The sequence below is a fragment of the Metallibacterium scheffleri genome, from assembly GCF_002077135.1.
In the GTDB taxonomy this organism is placed as follows: domain Bacteria; phylum Pseudomonadota; class Gammaproteobacteria; order Xanthomonadales; family Rhodanobacteraceae; genus Metallibacterium; species Metallibacterium scheffleri.
The window spans coordinates 1,458,188-1,474,127 of sequence record NZ_LDOS01000002.1 but is presented as its reverse complement, the minus strand read 5'-3'; the positions used below and the strand labels follow the sequence as shown (position 1 = coordinate 1,474,127).

The following is a 15,940-nucleotide window of genomic DNA, read 5'->3' as shown; positions in this document are numbered from 1 at the left end:
CATACGATCCAAGCACGGGTAAACTGTGGCGTTTGTCTGCCGTGCGCCGCGACCGCGCCCGGCTCGATGCCCCTCATCCTGCGGTGCCGCGCGCGAGCCTGCACCGCAAAACTCCGGAACCCATGAAGACTCCCCAAGGACTGCAGGCGCTGATCGACGACGGCATCATCGACGCGGTGATCCGGCCGCTGAAGAGCGGCAAGGAAGCATCGGTGTACGTGGTGCGCAGCGGTGACATGGTGCGCTGCGCGAAGGTCTACAAGGACCTGGCGCAACGCAGTTTTCAGGCGCGCGTGCAGTATCAGGAAGGGCGCAAGGTGCGCGGCAGCCGCGAGGCGCGCGCGATCGGCAAGGCCACCCGGTTCGGCCGCAAGCAGCAGGAAAACGACTGGAAAAACACCGAGGTCGATGCGCTGTACCAACTGGCCGCGGCCGGCGTGCGCGTGCCGCAACCGTACGGATTTTTCAACGGCGTGCTGGTGATGGAGCTGGTCACCGATGCCGAGGGCCGCGCGGCGCCGCGTCTGGGCGAGGTCGATCTCGAGCCGGCGCAGGCGCGCGCTTTCCACCGGTTCCTGCTGCAGCAGGTGGTACGCATGCTGTGCCTGGGCCTGATCCATGGCGACCTGTCGGAATACAACGTGCTGGTCGCGGCGGATGGCCCGGTGATCATCGATCTGCCGCAGGTAGTCAGCGCCGCCGGCAACAACGCCGCGCGCGCCATGCTGCTGCGCGATGTCGGCAACCTTGCCAACACGCTCGGACAATTCGCGCCCGAGCTGCTGCGTACGCGCTACGGCGAGGAGATGTGGGCGCTGTTCGAACAGGGGCGATTGCGCCCCGACAGCGAGTTGTCCGGCGCGTTTGCCGACGACACGCACCGCGCCGATGTCGATGACATCATGGCCGCGATCAACGATGCGCGGCAGGAAGCCATCATCCGCCAGCAAGGCCGCGAGGCGGCCAACGCCAGCGATTGATACACGGTCCGCGGCACATCCCGGGGCTGGGCAAGTGATGACGTCGGGGTGCGCGCCCAACCCATGTCGTGCGGGGCCGGTCGGCGTGGCTTGCACCGGATTGCGGGGCCTGCCTGCCCGGCGCGACACGAGCACGCGTCGTGATGCGTGCCGCGCTGCCCCGCGTGGCGGGTGGATCGTGACGCGTGCGGCGCCGCGACATTACCGCGAATTGATGCGATCGCGGGTTGTGGCGCCCGCCCGGCGGTGCCTACAGTCGGCGTGCGCGGTTCTCCAGCGCCGCGCCAATCCCTCGCCGGGAGATGCATCATGCGCTTGCAGGCCAGCCTCGCGTTCGTGTTGATCGCAATGACCGCCGCGGTCGCGCAGGCCGCGCCAGCGTGGTCGGATCGCACTCCATGGGCGCACTGGTTTTCCTACCGGTACGACACCCGGCCCAAGAACGTCGCCCTGTTGAACGACATGCCGTGCAGCGTGTTGTCGCATCCGGATGCATGGGGCGGCCTGTACATCACCAATGCGAGAGCGGGCGCGCACGGGTTCTTTATCGATGTTCCCGATTGCACTGCGCCCGCGGGCAGCGGCTGGACGATTCCCATCTTCTACCGTTCGCGGCGACGACTGCCGGACGTCCAGGTTACGCTCGGTGGGCTGTTTGCGACGCCTTTCCGGGTCGCTCCGCGGCCGGCGGCAACGACGACGACGCGTGCGTTCGCGCTCAATGGCAAGGTCGCTGGCGCCGTGGCCTGGCAGCCGCCCAGCCCACTGGCGCACTGGCGCGAGCACACGCCATCGCGGCCGGATTCCCGGCCTCGGTTCGATAGGCCGCTGGCCGCCATGCCGCGCTTCGGCGCGGCGCCGACCATGCGGCCATCGAGCATGCGCGCAGCGCCGCGACGGGATCCGTTCGCAGCGGCGACACCCGCAACGCCCCAGGCCCGGTCCGTGGCGCCGCCGCGCGCTTGCTGCGCTGTCGCGCGGCCACGCGCGCAGCCGGCGCGGCTGCACCACGGCATCCACCGCTGACACGCCGCGGCTGAGCGGGCGGCGGGATGCCGCTGCCCGCTGCGATGTGTTCGCGGGTCATGCCTATCGCTTCCGCGCGTCGCGCGAACAACGGGGCAGAAGTCCTGCATGTGGGCAATCCGCGCTCGCCGCGAGCCCGCGCGCATTTACACTTCCAGCCTGTCTGCCGGATTGACCACCACTCGTGCCACGCATGCTGATCGACGATCCCGCCGCCGCCGTGCTGGGTCTTGCCTGGGCGCAGTTACCGCCATTGCCCACGCCGGCGCCGGTGCTGTTTCTGGGCGCGCGCAGCAGTGCGTGGCTGCCGGCGGCCGCGCAACCGGCATGGCAGTACGCGCAGGACTTCAAGCCGCACGCGGATGCGCTGCAGGCACAGGGTTGCGGCGTCGCGCCGGTACCCGATGGCGCGCGCCATGCGCGCGTGCTGCTGCTGCCGCCGCGCCAGCGCCAGGCCGCGCGCGCGCTGTTGGCACGAGCCGTCGCGCACTGCGCCGAGGATGCGCAGGTGCTGCTGGCCGCGAACAACGACGAGGGCGCGCGCAGCCTGCAAAACGACCTCGCCGCGCTGGCCGGGCCGGTGTCCACGCTGAGCAAGCACCATTGCCGCGCGGTGTGGACGGCGCCGCTGCGCGCCGCGCACATCGACCATGCGCTGTGCGCCGAGTGGCGCGCGCTGGATGCGCCGCGCGACAACCCGGCGGGCTACTGCAGCCGTCCCGGCCTGTTCGCCTGGGACCGCATCGACCCCGGATCGCAACTGCTGGCGGCGCAACTGCCGGCCACGCTGCGCGGTGCCGTGGCCGATCTGGGCGCCGGCTGGGGCTATCTGTCCAGCGCCTTGCTGCGGCGCTGCGCGGGGATCGCCGAACTGGATCTGTACGAGGCCGACGCGCGCGCGCTCGAGCCGGCGCGCGTCAACCTTGCGCGCAGCGGCCATCCGGCGCACATCGCGCTGCACTGGCACGACGTCACCCATGGCCTGCCGCGCCGCTACGACGCGATCATCAGCAATCCGCCGTTTCACATCGACCGCGCCGATCGCCCGGAGCTGGGGCGGGCGTTCATCGCCGCGGCGGCCGCTGCGCTGCACGCGCCAGGACAGTTCTGGCTGGTGGCCAATCGGCATTTGCCCTACGAAGCGACGCTGACGGCGCACTTCACGCAGGTCGAGGTTGTCGCCCAAGCGCAGGGCTACAAGGTGTTGCGCGCCAGCGGACCGCGCGCATGAGCCTGCTGCGCACGTTGGCCAACCTCGGTTATGGCAGCCGCCGCGAGGTGCAGGCGCTGATCGCGGCAGGGCGTGTCACCGATGCACACGGCGCGCCGCTGGTTGCGGATACCGTCAGCGTCCACGCCGAGGTGCGCATCGATGGCCAGCCGCTCGATCCCGCGCATGGGCTGGTGCTGATGCTGCACAAACCGCGCGGCGTCACCTGCTCGCATGACGACGCCGGGCCGCTGGTCTACACGCTGTTGCCGCCGCGCTACCGCATGCGCAAGCCGCCGCTGTCGAGCGTCGGGCGGCTGGATCGCGACACCAGCGGTCTGCTGTTGCTGACCGATGATGGCGCGCTGCTGCAGCGGATCATCAGCCCGCGCCGACACGTGCCGAAGACCTATCGGGTCGAACTGGCCGAGGATCTGCGCGCGGACGCGGCGGCGCTGTTCGCCAGCGGCACGCTGCTGCTCAAGGGCGAGCGCACGCCGCTGCTGCCCGCCGCGCTGCGGGTGGCGGACCCGCGCCACGCCGTGCTGACCTTGCGCGAAGGCCGCTACCACCAGGCGCGGCGCATGTTCGCGGCGGTCGGCAACCATGTGCTGGGCCTGCATCGCGAGGGCATTGGCGCCTTGCAGTTGGGCGATCTGGCGGCCGGCGCGTGGCGGCCACTGGCAGCCGACGAGATCGCGCGCATCTTCGCTGCCGACGCGGCGCCGGATGGCGTCGCGCGCGCGTCCGTGCAGAGCCGCGCATGAACACCGCGTGGCCGCAGGACACCCACGCATGGCTGCGCAGCGCGCGTCTGGCGTTGCGGCGTTTCACGCCCGCCGACTTCGGATTTCTGCACGGCCTGTACGCCGATCCCGCCGTGGCGCGGTATCTCGGCGGGGTGAAATCGCGCGACGAATGCGAAATCATGCTGCGCGAGCGTGTCCTCGCGTATTACGACGAATATCCGGGTCTCGGCATCTGGCTGACCTGCATGCGCGACGGCGGCGCGGCGGTGGGGCTGCACCTGCTCAACCATATCCGTGGCGAGGCGCACATCCAGGTGGGCTACGCGCTGGCCAGGCCGTATTGGGGTCATGGCTATGCCACCGAGATGAGTCGGGCGCTGCTGCACTACGGTTTCAGCGTGCGCGGCCTGCGGCAGATCACCGCGATCACCGATCCCGACAACAGCGCCTCGCAGCAGGTGCTGCTGAAGTGCGGCCTGCATCGACGCGGCGAGCGCGTGCTCGCGCACCCGTCCTATGCCGGGAAGCCGCTGGCCTGGTTCGAGCTGGATGCCGCGGACTGGGCGCGCGCCGCGCCGCCGCTACGCGCCGAGATGCGCAGCGAGCTCGCCTGATGCGAATCCGCGACCAACGATCGAAAAAGATCGGTCGTCATCCCCGCGCAGGCGGGGATCCAGCATTTGCTGAAGTCACTGGATCCCCGCCTGCGCGGGGATGAGTGCGCCCGTGAGGGCATCGTATCAGCGCGGTGCAAATCCGCGTCGGGGCAAGCCACAGGCCCTGTAGTTGAAGGTAACTGCGTCGCTGAGAGGCGGGGTGGAGAGCAACCGGAAGCGAACTGATGGTCCGTAGTAAAGCGAACCCGTTTCGGCGGGGTGTTGCGGCGAGCCTGCTCATTCATGGCGAAGCCTGGAACTCACCGATCACGCTGAGGTGGCTGTCAAAGCGATGATCGGGCACACCGTGTGGTTGGGGACGGAACATTGGGAAGGTGCGATGCAGTAAGCGGGGAGACCCGCGCCCGATGTGAACGGGTGCGGGAGTCAGAGCCTTCGTAGTACCGCAGGATCTTGAGTTGAGGTCCGCGAAGCGCGGCTAGCAAAACCGCGTGGAGGGAAGGGAGGCAGGAAGGTGGATTCGGGAGGTTGAGAACGATGCACGCAAACTCATCGCAAGTGCCGGTAACGGCTAAGCACGATGAAGATACCCAGACTCGCGATTGGAGTTGGGTGGAAGCCTCGGTATGGACGGACCGAATGTTGGCAGCGCTGGACAACGGCGTGAAGGGAGGAAAATGGTTCAGCCTGATGGACAAGGTGATGCGTCCGGCGACGCTGCAAGCGGCGTGGGGACGGGTGGTGCGCAATTGCGGAGCGGCCGGGGTGGATCGTCAAAGTGTGGACGCGTTCGCGGCCCATGCCGAGCGCTACCTCGACGAGCTGGCGAGGGCGCTGCGCAGTGACACGTACCGGCCCCAAGCGATCAGGCGGGTCGAGATTCCCAAAGGGCGGGGCCAAACCCGTCCACTGGGGATACCGACGGTGAAGGATCGCGTGGTGCAAACGGCGGTACGGCTGGTGATTGAGCCGATCTTCGAGTCGATCTTTTGCGCACACAGCTACGGGTTTCGGCCCGGCCGCGGTGCCAAGCGTGCGCTGCGGGAGGTGGATGCACTGCTGCGGGCGGGGTATTGCCATGTGGTGGATGCCGACCTTGCCGGCTACTTTGACAGCATTCCGCACGCCGGTCTGATGGCGCGGGTGCGCGAGCAGATCGCGGATGGCCGCGTACTGCGCTTGCTGGAATCGTGGCTCAAGCAGGAAGTGATGGCGGGACTGGAACGCTGGATCCCCACGGGCGGTACGCCGCAGGGTGCGGTGATCAGTCCGCTGTTGTCCAATATCTACCTGCATGGGCTCGACGAGACGATGGCCGCAGGCGGCTATCGGATGGTGCGTTATGCCGATGACTTCGTGGTGCTGTGTCAGACCGCGGATGAGGCGCAACGTGCGCTGGCCGAGATTGGCACGTGGGTGGACGCCCACGAGCTGACCTTGCACCCGGACAAGACCCACGTCGGCGACTGCCGACAGGTAGGCCGCGGGTTCGAGTTTCTGGGCTATCGGTTCGAGGCCGGTCAACGCCGGGTACGCACGAAGAGCTGGAACGCGATGCTGGACAAAATTCGACAGCACACGCCGCGTACCAAGGGGCGTTCGCTGGCGAGCATCATCAGCCAGATCAACCCGATGCTGCGGGGCTGGTACCAGTACTTCAGGCATGCCCACCGGATCACTTTCAGCAAGCTCGACGGGTTTATCCGCCGGCGTCTGCGCTCTATCCTTCGTGCATACGAGGGTCGGCGTGGGCACGGTCACACCCGCGAGGACCATCAGCGCTGGCCCAATAGCTACTTCGCTCAGCAGGGGCTTTTCACGTTAACCCAAGCCCATGCCTTGGCGTGCCGATCTCGATGAAGCAACCACCCACTGGAGAGCCGTGTGCGGGAGAACCGCACGCACGGTTCGGAGGGCGGGGAGGTGATGAGCCTTCCCGACCCCTATCGAGCCGTGGGTGCGCGGGGATGACGAGCGCGGGGACGAGCGCGGGGATGACGAGCACAGGGATGCGCATGCCGGTCTGGCCGCGCACTCCGCGCGAATCGTAAACCGCGCAGCACGCGCGCTTGACGGCGGCGGTCTATGCTGGCGGCACTGCGGCCACGCGCCGCGATCCCGATGCCGAGGTGTGACATGACGTGCAAACTTTCACAGCGCATTTCCACCGTATTGCTGGTACTGGCCTTGCCCATCGCGGCGCAGGCCGCGGGCCTGGGCGGCGCGACACTGAAGCAGACCGATACCGCCATCGCCCACGCCGGCATGGCGCTGGGTGCGAAGGAACTGAAGATCGCGCACATGCATTTGCACCACGTCATCAATTGCCTGGTGGGGCCCAAGGGCAAGGGCTTCAACGCGCATTATCTCGACCCGTGCAAGGGCATGGGGCAGGGCGCCATCGTTGACGCCATGGGCAACGCGCAGGCCGAGACCGATTTGCATGGCGCGCTGCAGCAGGCCGAGATGGGCCTGAAGACCACCACGCTCGCGGCCGCCCACGCCGACGCGCAGCAGGTGATGAAAACCCTGCAGAGCGCCGCCGCCCAGTAATCCGCATTGCCACGCGATGCCGACCGCAAAACCCCGGGGTCAGGCCCCGGGGCGTTTTCGTGCGCATGCCCTGCATGACCCATGACGCCTGGCGCATGACGCGGTGCCGGCTTCGCGCCACAATCGCGGCCTTATCCACGGGAGGACGGCTCATGTTGCGTTGGCGTGTGATGGTTGCGTTGGGACTGCTGGCCGCGGTGCCGGCGGCGTGGGCGGGCGAGGGGATGTGGACGCTGGACAATCTGCCGGTGAAGACCTTGCAGGAGAAATACGGATTCACGCCCGGCGCGGCCTGGGTGCGGCATGTGCAGGGCGCGGCGCTGCGCCTGGCCGGCGGCTGTTCGGGTTCGTTCGTGTCGGCCGATGGCCTGGTGATGACCAACCACCACTGCGCCAACGAGTGCCTGGCGCAGATTTCCACGCCGCAGAAAAACTACATGGCGCAGGCGTTCATCGCGCGCAGCGAGAAGGACGAGGTGCGCTGCCCCGAAATCGAGCTGAACCAGTTGCTCGCCATCACCGACGTCACCGCGCAGGTCAACGCCGCGACGGCGGGCAAGAGCGGCGCCGATTTCATCAAGGCGCAGCGCGCGGTGATCGGCAACATCGAGAACGCCTGCGCCGGCAAGGACGCCAGGAACCTGCGCTGCGAGGTGGTCTCGCTGTACCACGGCGGCCGCTATGACCTGTACAAGTACAAGCGCTATCAGGACGTGCGCCTGGTGTTCGCCCCGCAGCAGGCCATCGCTTTCTTCGGCGGTGACCCGGATAACTTCAACTTTCCGCGCTACGACCTGGACGTCACCTTCCTGCGCGCCTACGAACACGGCCAGCCGGCGCACACGCCTGATTTCTTCAAGTTCAATCCGGCCGGCCCCAAGGCCGGCGAGCTGACCTTCGTGGTCGGCAATCCGGGCTCGACCATGCGCAACTACACCGTTGCGCAGCTCAAGTCCCTGCGTGATGACCGCCTGCTGCCGCTGTACGGGTATCTGTCGGAGATGCGCGGCGTGCTGTGGGAGTACAGCCGGCGTGGACCCGAGCAGGCGCAGCAGGCCGGGGATGAGTTGTTCGGCGTCGACAACAGCATCAAGGCCTTCACCGGGCAGTTGCAGACGCTCAACGATCCTGCGTTCTGGGCCTACAAGCAGAAGCAGGAGGACGCGCTCAAGGCCTGGGTGGATGCCGATGCCAAGCGTCGCGCCGAATACGGCGACCCGTGGGCGAGCATCGCCCGGGCCGAGCAGGTGTACGCCGGCCTGGCCACGCCCTACCGCATGCTCGAGCGCGGCCAGGGTTTCGACGCGCGCCTGTTCCAGATCGCGCGTGCACTGGTGCGCGGCGCCATCGAGCGCGCCAAGCCCAATGCCGAGCGCCTGCCGCCGTACCGCGATTCCAACCTGCCGGCGCTGGAGCAGTTCCTGTTCTCGACCGCGCCGGTGCACCCGCAGTTCGAGCGCACCACGCTGGCCTGGTCGCTGGAAAAGTTGCGCCAAGCGCTGGGCGTGGATACGCCGATCGTGCAGCAGGTGCTGGGCAAGCAGGCGCCGTCCGCGCTGGCCGCGCAACTGGTCGATGGCAGCAAGCTGGCCTCGATCGCCGAGCGCCGCAAGCTCTGGGCCGGCGGGTTGAAGGCCGTCGAGGCCTCGCACGATCCGATGATCCGGCTGGCGCTGAAGGTGGACCCGGCGGCGCGGGCGGTGCGCAAGCAGGTCGAGGACGAAGTGGACGCGCCGCTGCGCAAGGCCAGCGAGCTGATCGCCAGGGCGCAGTTCGCGCGGCTGGGCACCAGCATCTATCCCGATGCCACGTTCACGCTGCGTCTGAGCTATGGCCAGGTCAAGGGCTGGGATGAGCACGGCAAGCCCGTGCCGCCGTTCACGCATTTCTCCGGCCTGTACCAGCGTGCCACCGGCAGCGATCCGTTCAAGCTGCCCGCGGACTGGATCAACGCCAGGGGCAAGCTCGACCTGCGCACGCCGTTCGATTTCGTCACCACCAACGACATCATCGGCGGCAACTCGGGCAGCCCGGTGATCAATCGTCAGGGCGAAGTGGTGGGCCTGATCTTCGACGGCAACATCCATTCGCTGGGCGGTGCGTTCTGGTACGACGCGCGCCTCAACCGCGCCGTGGCGGTGGACAGCGCGGCGCTGATCGAGGCCATCCGCACGGTCTATGGCGACCAGAAACTGGCCGCGGAACTGGTCAACGGCAAGCGCTGACCGCGACGGGATGCCAGGCGGCGCGGCCTGCGGGCCGCGCCGCCTGGCTGACGTTGCGCGGCTGCAAGCATCGGTAAACCGGCGGACGCCTGCCGCGCACGGCCTGCGGCTATGCTTGCGCGTCATGCCGGTGTCATGGAGTCCTTCGTGCTGGTCACCCTCGTCATCATCCTGATCACCGCCGGCGTGTCGATCGCCGCGTTCAAGAACGTGCGCCTGCTGGAAAAACTCATCCTGTGGCCGCCGCCGATCCAGAAAAAAGGCGAGTGGTGGCGTTTGCTGAGTTACGGGCTGGTGCACGCCGATGGCCAGCACCTGCTGTTCAACATGATCACGCTGTTTTTCTTCGGCAGCGCCATCGCGCAGATCTTCACCGCGCGTCTGGGCCTGCTCGGCTTTCCGCTGTTCTATGCCAGCGCGCTGCTGGTCTCGATCCTGCCGAGTTACCTCAACAACCGCAACAATCCGCGCTACCGCAGTCTGGGCGCATCCGGCGCGGTCTCGGCGGTGATGTTCGCCTACATCCTGCTGGCGCCGTGGAGTTTGATCCTGGTGTTCTTCATCCCGGTGCCGGCGATCATTTACGCCATCGTCTACACGGCCTACGCGGTGATGGCGCAGCGCCAGGGCGGCAGCAACATCAACCACAACGCGCACCTCACCGGCGGCGCCTATGGCGTGCTGGTGACCATGATCCTGCTGCCGCGCGCGTTCCCGCAGTTCCTCGAGCAGCTCGCGCACCCGCATTTCCTGGGTTTGTAGCGCACGCGCGGGCGGCTGCGCCATGCCGCCGCGGGAACCCCGGCGGCATCCCGCGGTCTGCGATGGATGGCTGGTGCCATGTGGCGCCGCATCCGCGAGGCATGACATGAGTGAAACCGGCAGCAGTGTCGTCCGTGCGCCACACGCGACGCTCGGACATCGCAGCCCGATCCTGCGCGCCATCGGCATCGCCATCAGCGCGTGGCTGCTGCTGGCGGTGGTCGCCGGCGTGTGGGCCGGATTGACCGCGCCCGCATCGGGCACGGCGGCGCTGGTGCAGGGCCTGACCGTGGCCGAGGTGCTGTTCGCCGTGGCGCTGATCCTGCTGGGCAGCATCGTCGAGGGTTTCGGCTGGGGTCTGTCGCTGGGCACGCGCTGGCCGTACACGCGCAACATCCTCGTGCTGATGCTGCGTGGCGATCCCGAGGCCGCGCACCGCATGCTGGCGACCACGGTCGGGCTGATCGCGCTGGCGCTGGCGATCCTGCATCCGGGCGAGTCCAGCTTCGTCGGGCTGGGCCTGGTGATCGTCACCGCGCTGTTCGGCATGGGCACGCTGTACGTGCTGGCCGGGCGCGCGCCGGCGGTGGTGCACGGCACCCACGGGCTGCTGGCCTACCTGGTGTTCCTCGATTACCTGGTCGCGCTGCATCTGCCGGGGGTGTCGTTCCCGATCTATCTCGAAGCCACCGGCGCGCTGCACGCGGTGCTGCTGGCGCTGTTCCTGGGCGGCATGGTCACCGGCCAGCGCGGCTTCGGCAAAGCCATCGAGGCGTTCGTGCAGCCGCGGCGTCCGGCGCAGTGGATTTTCATCCTGCACGGTCTTGCCGCGTTGCTGGTGATCGGCACGCTGGGCTGGATGGAGGCGCTGTATCCGGTGGCCTTCGTGCTGGCGCTGGTGCAGGCGGCGGTGGGCTTCTTCGTGTTCCACGCGGTCAACCTGAAGCCGCGGCATCCGGGCGCGCTGGTGGTGTTCCACCAGGCCATGGTGCTGCTGATCACCTCGGCCATCGTCTTGCAGTGGCATTGATCGAGGCGCTGCATCTATGGACGCGCGCGCGCGGCGTGGGTTAGCGTGCGTGCTGACCGCAACGGCGGTCGCCAGTCGCGAGAATGCCGATGAATCCTGTTGTCCGTCTGCCTGTCCGCAGGGCCGCGCCGCGCTGGGCGCGCGGCTTCACCCTGATCGAGATCATGGTGGTGGTGGTGATCATCGCCGTGCTGGCGGCGCTGATCGTGCCCAACGTGATCGGCCGCGCCGAGGACGCGCGCGTGGCCAAGGCGCAGGCCGACATCCGCACGCTGGAGTCGGCGCTGGCCATGTACCGCCTGGATAATGGCCATTACCCGTCCACCGACCAGGGCCTCGAGGCGCTGGTGAAAAAGCCCTCGGGCGATCCGCCCGCGCCCAACTGGAAGGAGGGCGGCTACATCGCCGCGCTGCCCAACGATCCGTGGGGCAATCCCTACCAATACATGTGCCCAGGCCAGCATGGTCCGTTCGATATCTGGTCCAAGGGTCCCAGCGGGGTGACCGGCGCCAAGGACAACATCACCAGCTGGCAGCAGCCGAAGAAGCCGTAGCCGGGCCATGCGGCTCCATGTCCGCCAGGGTGGTCGTATCGCGGCGCGCGGTTTCTCGCTGGTCGAGATGCTGGTGGTGGTGCTGATCATCGGTCTGATGACCGGCGTGGCCGTGCTCAGCCTGTCGCTGGGTCAATCGCACCCGCTGCGCGACAACGCCGAGCGCCTCGCCGAGCTGGTGCGCGAGGCCGGCGAGAACGCCAGCATGCAGGGGCAGAACCTGGCACTGGGTTTCTGGCGCCACGGCTGGCGCTTTTACGTGTTGCGCGGCGGTGGCGCGTGGCAGCCGCTGACCGACGACACGCTGCTGCGCGCGCGCACGCTGCCGCGCGGGCTGTCGTTCGCGCTGGACCTGCAGGGCGAGTCGGTGACGCTGGAAAACCACGACAAGACCAAGCCGCAGGTGTTCCTGCTGTCCAGCGGCGAGATGCAGCCGTTCGTGGTCGAGATCAGCGCCCCCGGCCATGTCGCCATGCGCGTGCGCGGCAACGCCATCGGCGAGGTCAGGGTGCAGCGCGCGGGCGACGCGGAGGCGGCGCCATGAGCGCGCGCCACGCGGCTAGCCGCGCGCACGGTTTCACCCTGCTGGAAGTGGTCGTGGCGCTGCTGATCGTGGCGCTGGGCCTGGCCGCGGCGGTGGAGCTGACCACGCTGGCCGCCGGCAACGCGCTGACCCTGCAGCAGAAAACCCTGGCCGACTGGGTGGCGATGAATCGCCTGGCCACGCTGCGCACGGCCAGCGCCTTGCCCGCGGCGGGCTCGGCCACGGGCCACGCGCCGATGGGCGGCAGCACCTTTTACTGGCGCGAGGAGATCAGCGGCGGCGCGCTGCCGCAGGTGCGCAACGTGAGCATCAGCGTCAGCGCGAAGGCCGACGGTCCGGCTCTGGTCACGTTGCGCAGCAGTCTGGCCGCGGCGCTGGTGCCCGCGGCCGCCAATGCCGCCATGGGGGTGCCATGAGCGGCTGGCGCCATCCACCACGCCGCGCGCGCGGCTTCACCCTGATCGAGATGATGGTCGCGGTGGCGATCTTCGCGGTGCTGGCGGTGCTGGCCTATGCGGGTCTGGACGCGGTGCTGCGCCAGCGCAGCGAGCTGGACCAACACTACCAGCACCTGCACGTGCTGCAGCGCGCCTACGAAGTGATGCAGCGCGATTTCAGCCAGGCCGCGCCGCGCGGCGTGCGCGACGAACTGGGCGGGCCGCTGCCGGCGCTGCGCGGCGATCCCTCCGGACAGGTCGTGGCGCTGACCCGCGCCGGCTACCCCAACCCCGCCGGGGCGCGCCGCAGCCAGTTGCTGCGCGTGCGCTACGTGCTGCGTGATCACCAGTTGCTGCGTCTGCAGTTTCCGGTGCTGGATCGCGCGCCGGTCGGCCTGCCCGAGCCGGTCGTGCTGTTGCGTGGCGTGCGCAGTCTGCACCTGCGTTATCTGGATGCGTCCGGCAACTGGCAACTGAGCTGGCCGCCGGCTGGCGTCACCGCGACCACGTTGCCGCGCGCGGTGGAGGTGACCGTGCAACCCGATCGCCTGGCGGGGCCGGTGCAATGGCTGTTCGCGCTGCCATGACGCGGCCGCGTCGCCCGCATGGCCCGGCCGCGCGCCACGCGCGCGGCGTGGCGCTGCTGATCGCGCTGCTGATCGTCGCCATTCTGGCCAGCGCCAGCACCGCGCTGGCGTGGCAGCAGACCCTGGCGATCCGGCGCACCGAGGACCTGCTGCTCTCCGATCGGGCCTGGGCGCTGGCGCTGGGCGGCGAGGCGGTGGCCGCGCAAGGCCTGGCCACTAGCCTGCAGGGGGTCGGCAACGTCAACCTCACCCAGCCGTGGGCGCGGCCGCAGCAGGGCCAGGTCGGCGCCGACGCCGTCATCATCGGCTCGATCAGCGACCTGCAAGGCTTGTTCAACCTCAACGATCTGGCCCCCACCGCGACCGACAACGCGATCCAGCGCCTGCGCTTCCAGCGCCTGCTCAGCCAGGCCGGCATCGATCCCGGTCTGGTCGATGCGGTCGCCGACTGGAGCAACCCGATCGCCGTCGCCACCGGCAGCGAAGGCGCCGGCGATGCCTATTATCTGGGCCTGCAGCCGCCGTACCGCACCGGTGCCGCGCCGTTCGTCAGCGCCAGCAGCCTGCGTCTGGTGCGCGGGTTCACGCAGCCGGTGTACGCGCTCATCGCGCCGTCCGTGAGCGCACTGCCGCAGGTCACCACGATCAACGTCAACACCGCGCCGGCGCCGGTGCTGGAGGCGCTCGGGCTCAGCCCCGGGCAGGCGCAGGCGATCCTCACGCTGCGCGCGAAGACGCCGTTCACCACTTTGTCGCAGTTTCTCGGCAGCGCGCCGTTGGCCGGGCTGCAGCTCGATGGCGCCGGGCTCGACGTCGGCAGCGCCTATTTCCAGTCCGCGATCGCGGTGCACATCGGCCGCGTGCGCAGCGATCTGGACAGCGTGCTGGCGCTGGGCAACAACGGTAAAGTGACCGTGCTGCTGCGCGCGCGCAACGCCACGCCCTAGGATCATCGACGCATGGACTCCCTGCTCATCCAACTCGATGCCGATGGCCGCGCCGCCTGGCGCGCGGGCGGCCAGACCCAACGCGGCACGCTGGCCGAGGCCGCTGCCGCGGCGCATGCGCAGCGCGTGATCCTGCTGGTGCCGGGCGAGAGCGTGCTGCTGGCGCGCGTGCGCATTCCCAGCCGCAGCCGCAGCGAAATCCAGCGCGCGCTGCCGTTCGCGCTGGAGGACTGGCTGCTGCAGCCACCGGAAACCCAGCACTTCGCGTGGACGCGCGGCGACGGCGACATCGCCGCCGCGGTGGTCTCCGCGGCCCTGCTGCAAGGCTGGATCGACGCCTGTGCCGCGGCCGGCATCGAGGCCGAGGCGATCGTGCCGGACGTGCTCGCGCTGCCGTGGCAGGCCGGACAGTGGACGCTGCTGCTGAGTGGCGCACGCGCGCTGCTGCGCACGGGTCCGCTGGATGGTTTCGCCTGCACGCGCGCGCTGTTGCCGACGCTGCTCGCCGCCGCCTGGCAGCGCTGCGCGGAAGACGCGCGCCCGCGCAGCGTGCAGGTGCTGCGCGGCGATGGCGAGCTGCCGCCGCTGCCGGCCGAACTGCCACTGCACGAATCCGCGCCCGGCGTCGATGCGCTGGCGCTGCTGCAAGCCCCCGGCCTCGCGCTGAACCTGCGCAGCGGTCGCCACGCCGCGCGGCGCACGCGCGGCAGCGAGCCGTGGCGCTGGCTGGGCGCGGCCGCGGCGCTGGCGCTGCTCACCGCGCTGGCCTATTCGGGCACGCGCTACGTCATCCTCGGCCGCGAGCAGGCCTTGCTGCAGCAGGGCGTGGATACCCTGTTCCACCACGTGCTGCCCGCGCAGACGCGCATCGTCGATGCGCGCGCGCAACTGGCCGAAGCCTTGCTCGCCGCGCAACACAAGGCCGGCGGTGGTGGCGGGCTCAGTCTGCTGGCGCAGGCCGCGCTGCCGTTGACCGCGCTGCCCGGCGCGCGCGTGCAGCACCTCGACTACGCCCATGGCCAGTTGGTGCTGGCGTTCACCCTGCCGCGGCGCGCCGATTACGCCGCGCTGCGCACGCAACTGGCCCGGCAGGATCTGCGCGTGCGGTTGACCGCGCCGCCCGCGCAGCCGGCCGGCGCCTCCGCGCTGCTGCGCGTCAGCAGCGCGGGCGCGCCATGAACGCGTGGTGGCAGGCACTGGCCGAACGCGAGCGGCGCATGCTGCTGGCCGCGCTCGCGGTGGTGCTCATCGGTGTGTTCTACGCCGGCGTCTGGGCGCCGCTGCAGCGCGGCGTCGCCGCGCGCAGCGAGCGCGTCGCGGTGTTGCGCAGCGATCTGCTGTGGATGCGCGGCGCCGCGGTGCGCCTGCTCGCGTTGCGCGCGCAGGCCGCGTTGCAGCCGGCCGCCGGCGCGCCCGCCGCCGGCGCATCGACGGCCGCGACCTTGGCCGCCAGCGTCACCGCCAGCGCCCGCGCGCAAGGCTTGTACGGAGTGCTCGAGGTGCGCGCCGGCGGCGATCGGTCCACCACGCTGCAACTGAATCTCAAGCCGCTGCCCTTCGCCAGCCTGCTGCCATGGCTGGCCGCGCTGCAGGCGCAGGGCATCCACATCAGCGCCCTGCACCTGCAGGCCGCCGGCGCCGGACAGGTGCAGGGCAGCGTGAGCTTGCAGCGCCGCGATTCCGGCAGCGCGGGTTGACGCGGTGGCGACGGCCGCATGC

17 protein-coding genes are annotated in these 15,940 nt (G+C 69.4%); all 17 read left to right on the top strand.

Annotated elements, in window-relative coordinates:
- Positions 1 to 122: 122 nt before the first annotated feature.
- The 17 genes from Mschef_RS11950 (at position 123) to gspM (ending at position 15,918) form a co-directional block, all read left to right on the top strand.
- Positions 123 to 980, top strand: a complete 858-nt coding sequence (locus Mschef_RS11950; protein ID WP_081128722.1) for a PA4780 family RIO1-like protein kinase — start codon at positions 123 to 125, stop codon at positions 978 to 980.
- Between the two features lie 309 nt (positions 981 to 1,289).
- Complete coding sequence (locus Mschef_RS11945) at positions 1,290 to 2,006, top strand: hypothetical protein (RefSeq protein ID WP_081128720.1); 717 nt, start codon at positions 1,290 to 1,292, stop codon at positions 2,004 to 2,006.
- A 193-nt stretch (positions 2,007 to 2,199) separates the two neighbouring features.
- Positions 2,200 to 3,237: a class I SAM-dependent methyltransferase gene (locus Mschef_RS11940; RefSeq protein WP_081128718.1), complete on the top strand. Its 1,038-nt coding sequence runs from the start codon at positions 2,200 to 2,202 to the stop codon at positions 3,235 to 3,237.
- Positions 3,234 to 3,983, top strand: coding sequence for a pseudouridine synthase (locus tag Mschef_RS11935; RefSeq protein ID WP_081128716.1), 750 nt, complete (start codon positions 3,234 to 3,236; stop codon positions 3,981 to 3,983). Before Mschef_RS11940 ends, Mschef_RS11935 begins: the two co-directional genes overlap by 4 nt.
- On the top strand, positions 3,980 to 4,579 hold the full coding sequence (locus Mschef_RS11930) for a GNAT family N-acetyltransferase (RefSeq protein ID WP_081128714.1): 600 nt from the start codon (positions 3,980 to 3,982) through the stop codon (positions 4,577 to 4,579). The genes Mschef_RS11935 and Mschef_RS11930 overlap by 4 nt, the downstream gene beginning before the upstream one ends.
- Positions 4,580 to 5,221: 642 nt before the next feature.
- On the top strand, positions 5,222 to 6,442 hold the full coding sequence (ltrA, locus tag Mschef_RS11925) for a group II intron reverse transcriptase/maturase (RefSeq protein WP_081128658.1): 1,221 nt from the start codon (positions 5,222 to 5,224) through the stop codon (positions 6,440 to 6,442).
- Positions 6,443 to 6,718: 276 nt separating this feature from the next.
- On the top strand, positions 6,719 to 7,135 hold the full coding sequence (locus Mschef_RS11920) for a hypothetical protein (RefSeq protein ID WP_081128712.1): 417 nt from the start codon (positions 6,719 to 6,721) through the stop codon (positions 7,133 to 7,135).
- A 152-nt stretch (positions 7,136 to 7,287) separates the two neighbouring features.
- Positions 7,288 to 9,360 (top strand): S46 family peptidase, encoded by a 2,073-nt coding sequence (locus Mschef_RS11915; RefSeq protein ID WP_136256637.1) that lies wholly within the window; start codon positions 7,288 to 7,290, stop codon positions 9,358 to 9,360.
- 147 nt (positions 9,361 to 9,507) lie between these two features.
- A complete protein-coding gene (locus Mschef_RS11910; RefSeq protein ID WP_081129997.1) occupies positions 9,508 to 10,122 on the top strand; it encodes a rhomboid family intramembrane serine protease in 615 nt (204 codons plus the stop codon).
- A 106-nt stretch (positions 10,123 to 10,228) separates the two neighbouring features.
- Positions 10,229 to 11,152, top strand: coding sequence for a COX15/CtaA family protein (locus Mschef_RS11905; protein WP_197686782.1), 924 nt, complete (start codon positions 10,229 to 10,231; stop codon positions 11,150 to 11,152).
- Positions 11,153 to 11,241: 89 nt separating this feature from the next.
- Complete coding sequence (gspG, locus tag Mschef_RS11900; protein ID WP_136256636.1) at positions 11,242 to 11,706, top strand: type II secretion system major pseudopilin GspG; 465 nt, start codon at positions 11,242 to 11,244, stop codon at positions 11,704 to 11,706.
- 7 nt (positions 11,707 to 11,713) lie between these two features.
- Positions 11,714 to 12,250: a type II secretion system minor pseudopilin GspH gene (gene gspH / locus Mschef_RS11895; RefSeq protein ID WP_081128708.1), complete on the top strand. Its 537-nt coding sequence runs from the start codon at positions 11,714 to 11,716 to the stop codon at positions 12,248 to 12,250.
- Positions 12,247 to 12,666 carry a type II secretion system minor pseudopilin GspI gene (gene gspI, locus Mschef_RS11890; RefSeq protein ID WP_081128707.1) on the top strand — a complete coding sequence of 140 codons (420 nt, stop codon included), beginning with the start codon at positions 12,247 to 12,249 and terminating at the stop codon, positions 12,664 to 12,666. Before gspH ends, gspI begins: the two co-directional genes overlap by 4 nt.
- Positions 12,663 to 13,274: a type II secretion system minor pseudopilin GspJ gene (gspJ, locus tag Mschef_RS11885; protein ID WP_081128706.1), complete on the top strand. Its 612-nt coding sequence runs from the start codon at positions 12,663 to 12,665 to the stop codon at positions 13,272 to 13,274. Before gspI ends, gspJ begins: the two co-directional genes overlap by 4 nt.
- The gene (gene gspK / locus Mschef_RS11880; protein ID WP_168708992.1) at positions 13,271 to 14,221 is read left to right on the top strand and encodes a type II secretion system minor pseudopilin GspK; all 951 of its coding nucleotides are present in this window, start codon (positions 13,271 to 13,273) and stop codon (positions 14,219 to 14,221) included. Before gspJ ends, gspK begins: the two co-directional genes overlap by 4 nt.
- Before the next feature lie 12 nt (positions 14,222 to 14,233).
- Positions 14,234 to 15,400 carry a type II secretion system protein GspL gene (gene gspL / locus Mschef_RS11875; protein ID WP_081128699.1) on the top strand — a complete coding sequence of 389 codons (1,167 nt, stop codon included), beginning with the start codon at positions 14,234 to 14,236 and terminating at the stop codon, positions 15,398 to 15,400.
- Positions 15,397 to 15,918: a type II secretion system protein GspM gene (gspM, locus tag Mschef_RS11870; protein WP_081128697.1), complete on the top strand. Its 522-nt coding sequence runs from the start codon at positions 15,397 to 15,399 to the stop codon at positions 15,916 to 15,918. The genes gspL and gspM overlap by 4 nt, the downstream gene beginning before the upstream one ends.
- The last annotated feature ends 22 nt before the right edge of the window (positions 15,919 to 15,940 follow it).

What these genes read in the sequence shown, in the direction of transcription:
- Mschef_RS11930 (WP_081128714.1), top strand. Translation starts at nt 3,980, where the DNA reads ATGAACACCGCGTGGCCGCAGGACACCCACGCATGGCTGCGCAGCGCG.
- Mschef_RS11920 (WP_081128712.1), top strand. Translation starts at nt 6,719, where the DNA reads ATGACGTGCAAACTTTCACAGCGCATTTCCACCGTATTGCTGGTACTG.
- gspI (WP_081128707.1), top strand. Translation starts at nt 12,247, where the DNA reads ATGAGCGCGCGCCACGCGGCTAGCCGCGCGCACGGTTTCACCCTGCTG.
- gspM (WP_081128697.1), top strand. Translation starts at nt 15,397, where the DNA reads ATGAACGCGTGGTGGCAGGCACTGGCCGAACGCGAGCGGCGCATGCTG.
- gspG (WP_136256636.1), top strand. Translation starts at nt 11,242, where the DNA reads ATGAATCCTGTTGTCCGTCTGCCTGTCCGCAGGGCCGCGCCGCGCTGG.
- Mschef_RS11950 (WP_081128722.1), top strand. Translation starts at nt 123, where the DNA reads ATGAAGACTCCCCAAGGACTGCAGGCGCTGATCGACGACGGCATCATC.
- ltrA (WP_081128658.1), top strand. Translation starts at nt 5,222, where the DNA reads ATGTTGGCAGCGCTGGACAACGGCGTGAAGGGAGGAAAATGGTTCAGC.
- Mschef_RS11935 (WP_081128716.1), top strand. Translation starts at nt 3,234, where the DNA reads ATGAGCCTGCTGCGCACGTTGGCCAACCTCGGTTATGGCAGCCGCCGC.
- gspK (WP_168708992.1), top strand. Translation starts at nt 13,271, where the DNA reads ATGACGCGGCCGCGTCGCCCGCATGGCCCGGCCGCGCGCCACGCGCGC.
- gspH (WP_081128708.1), top strand. Translation starts at nt 11,714, where the DNA reads ATGCGGCTCCATGTCCGCCAGGGTGGTCGTATCGCGGCGCGCGGTTTC.
- Mschef_RS11905 (WP_197686782.1), top strand. Translation starts at nt 10,229, where the DNA reads ATGAGTGAAACCGGCAGCAGTGTCGTCCGTGCGCCACACGCGACGCTC.
- Mschef_RS11940 (WP_081128718.1), top strand. Translation starts at nt 2,200, where the DNA reads ATGCTGATCGACGATCCCGCCGCCGCCGTGCTGGGTCTTGCCTGGGCG.
- gspL (WP_081128699.1), top strand. Translation starts at nt 14,234, where the DNA reads ATGGACTCCCTGCTCATCCAACTCGATGCCGATGGCCGCGCCGCCTGG.
- Mschef_RS11945 (WP_081128720.1), top strand. Translation starts at nt 1,290, where the DNA reads ATGCGCTTGCAGGCCAGCCTCGCGTTCGTGTTGATCGCAATGACCGCC.
- Mschef_RS11915 (WP_136256637.1), top strand. Translation starts at nt 7,288, where the DNA reads ATGTTGCGTTGGCGTGTGATGGTTGCGTTGGGACTGCTGGCCGCGGTG.
- gspJ (WP_081128706.1), top strand. Translation starts at nt 12,663, where the DNA reads ATGAGCGGCTGGCGCCATCCACCACGCCGCGCGCGCGGCTTCACCCTG.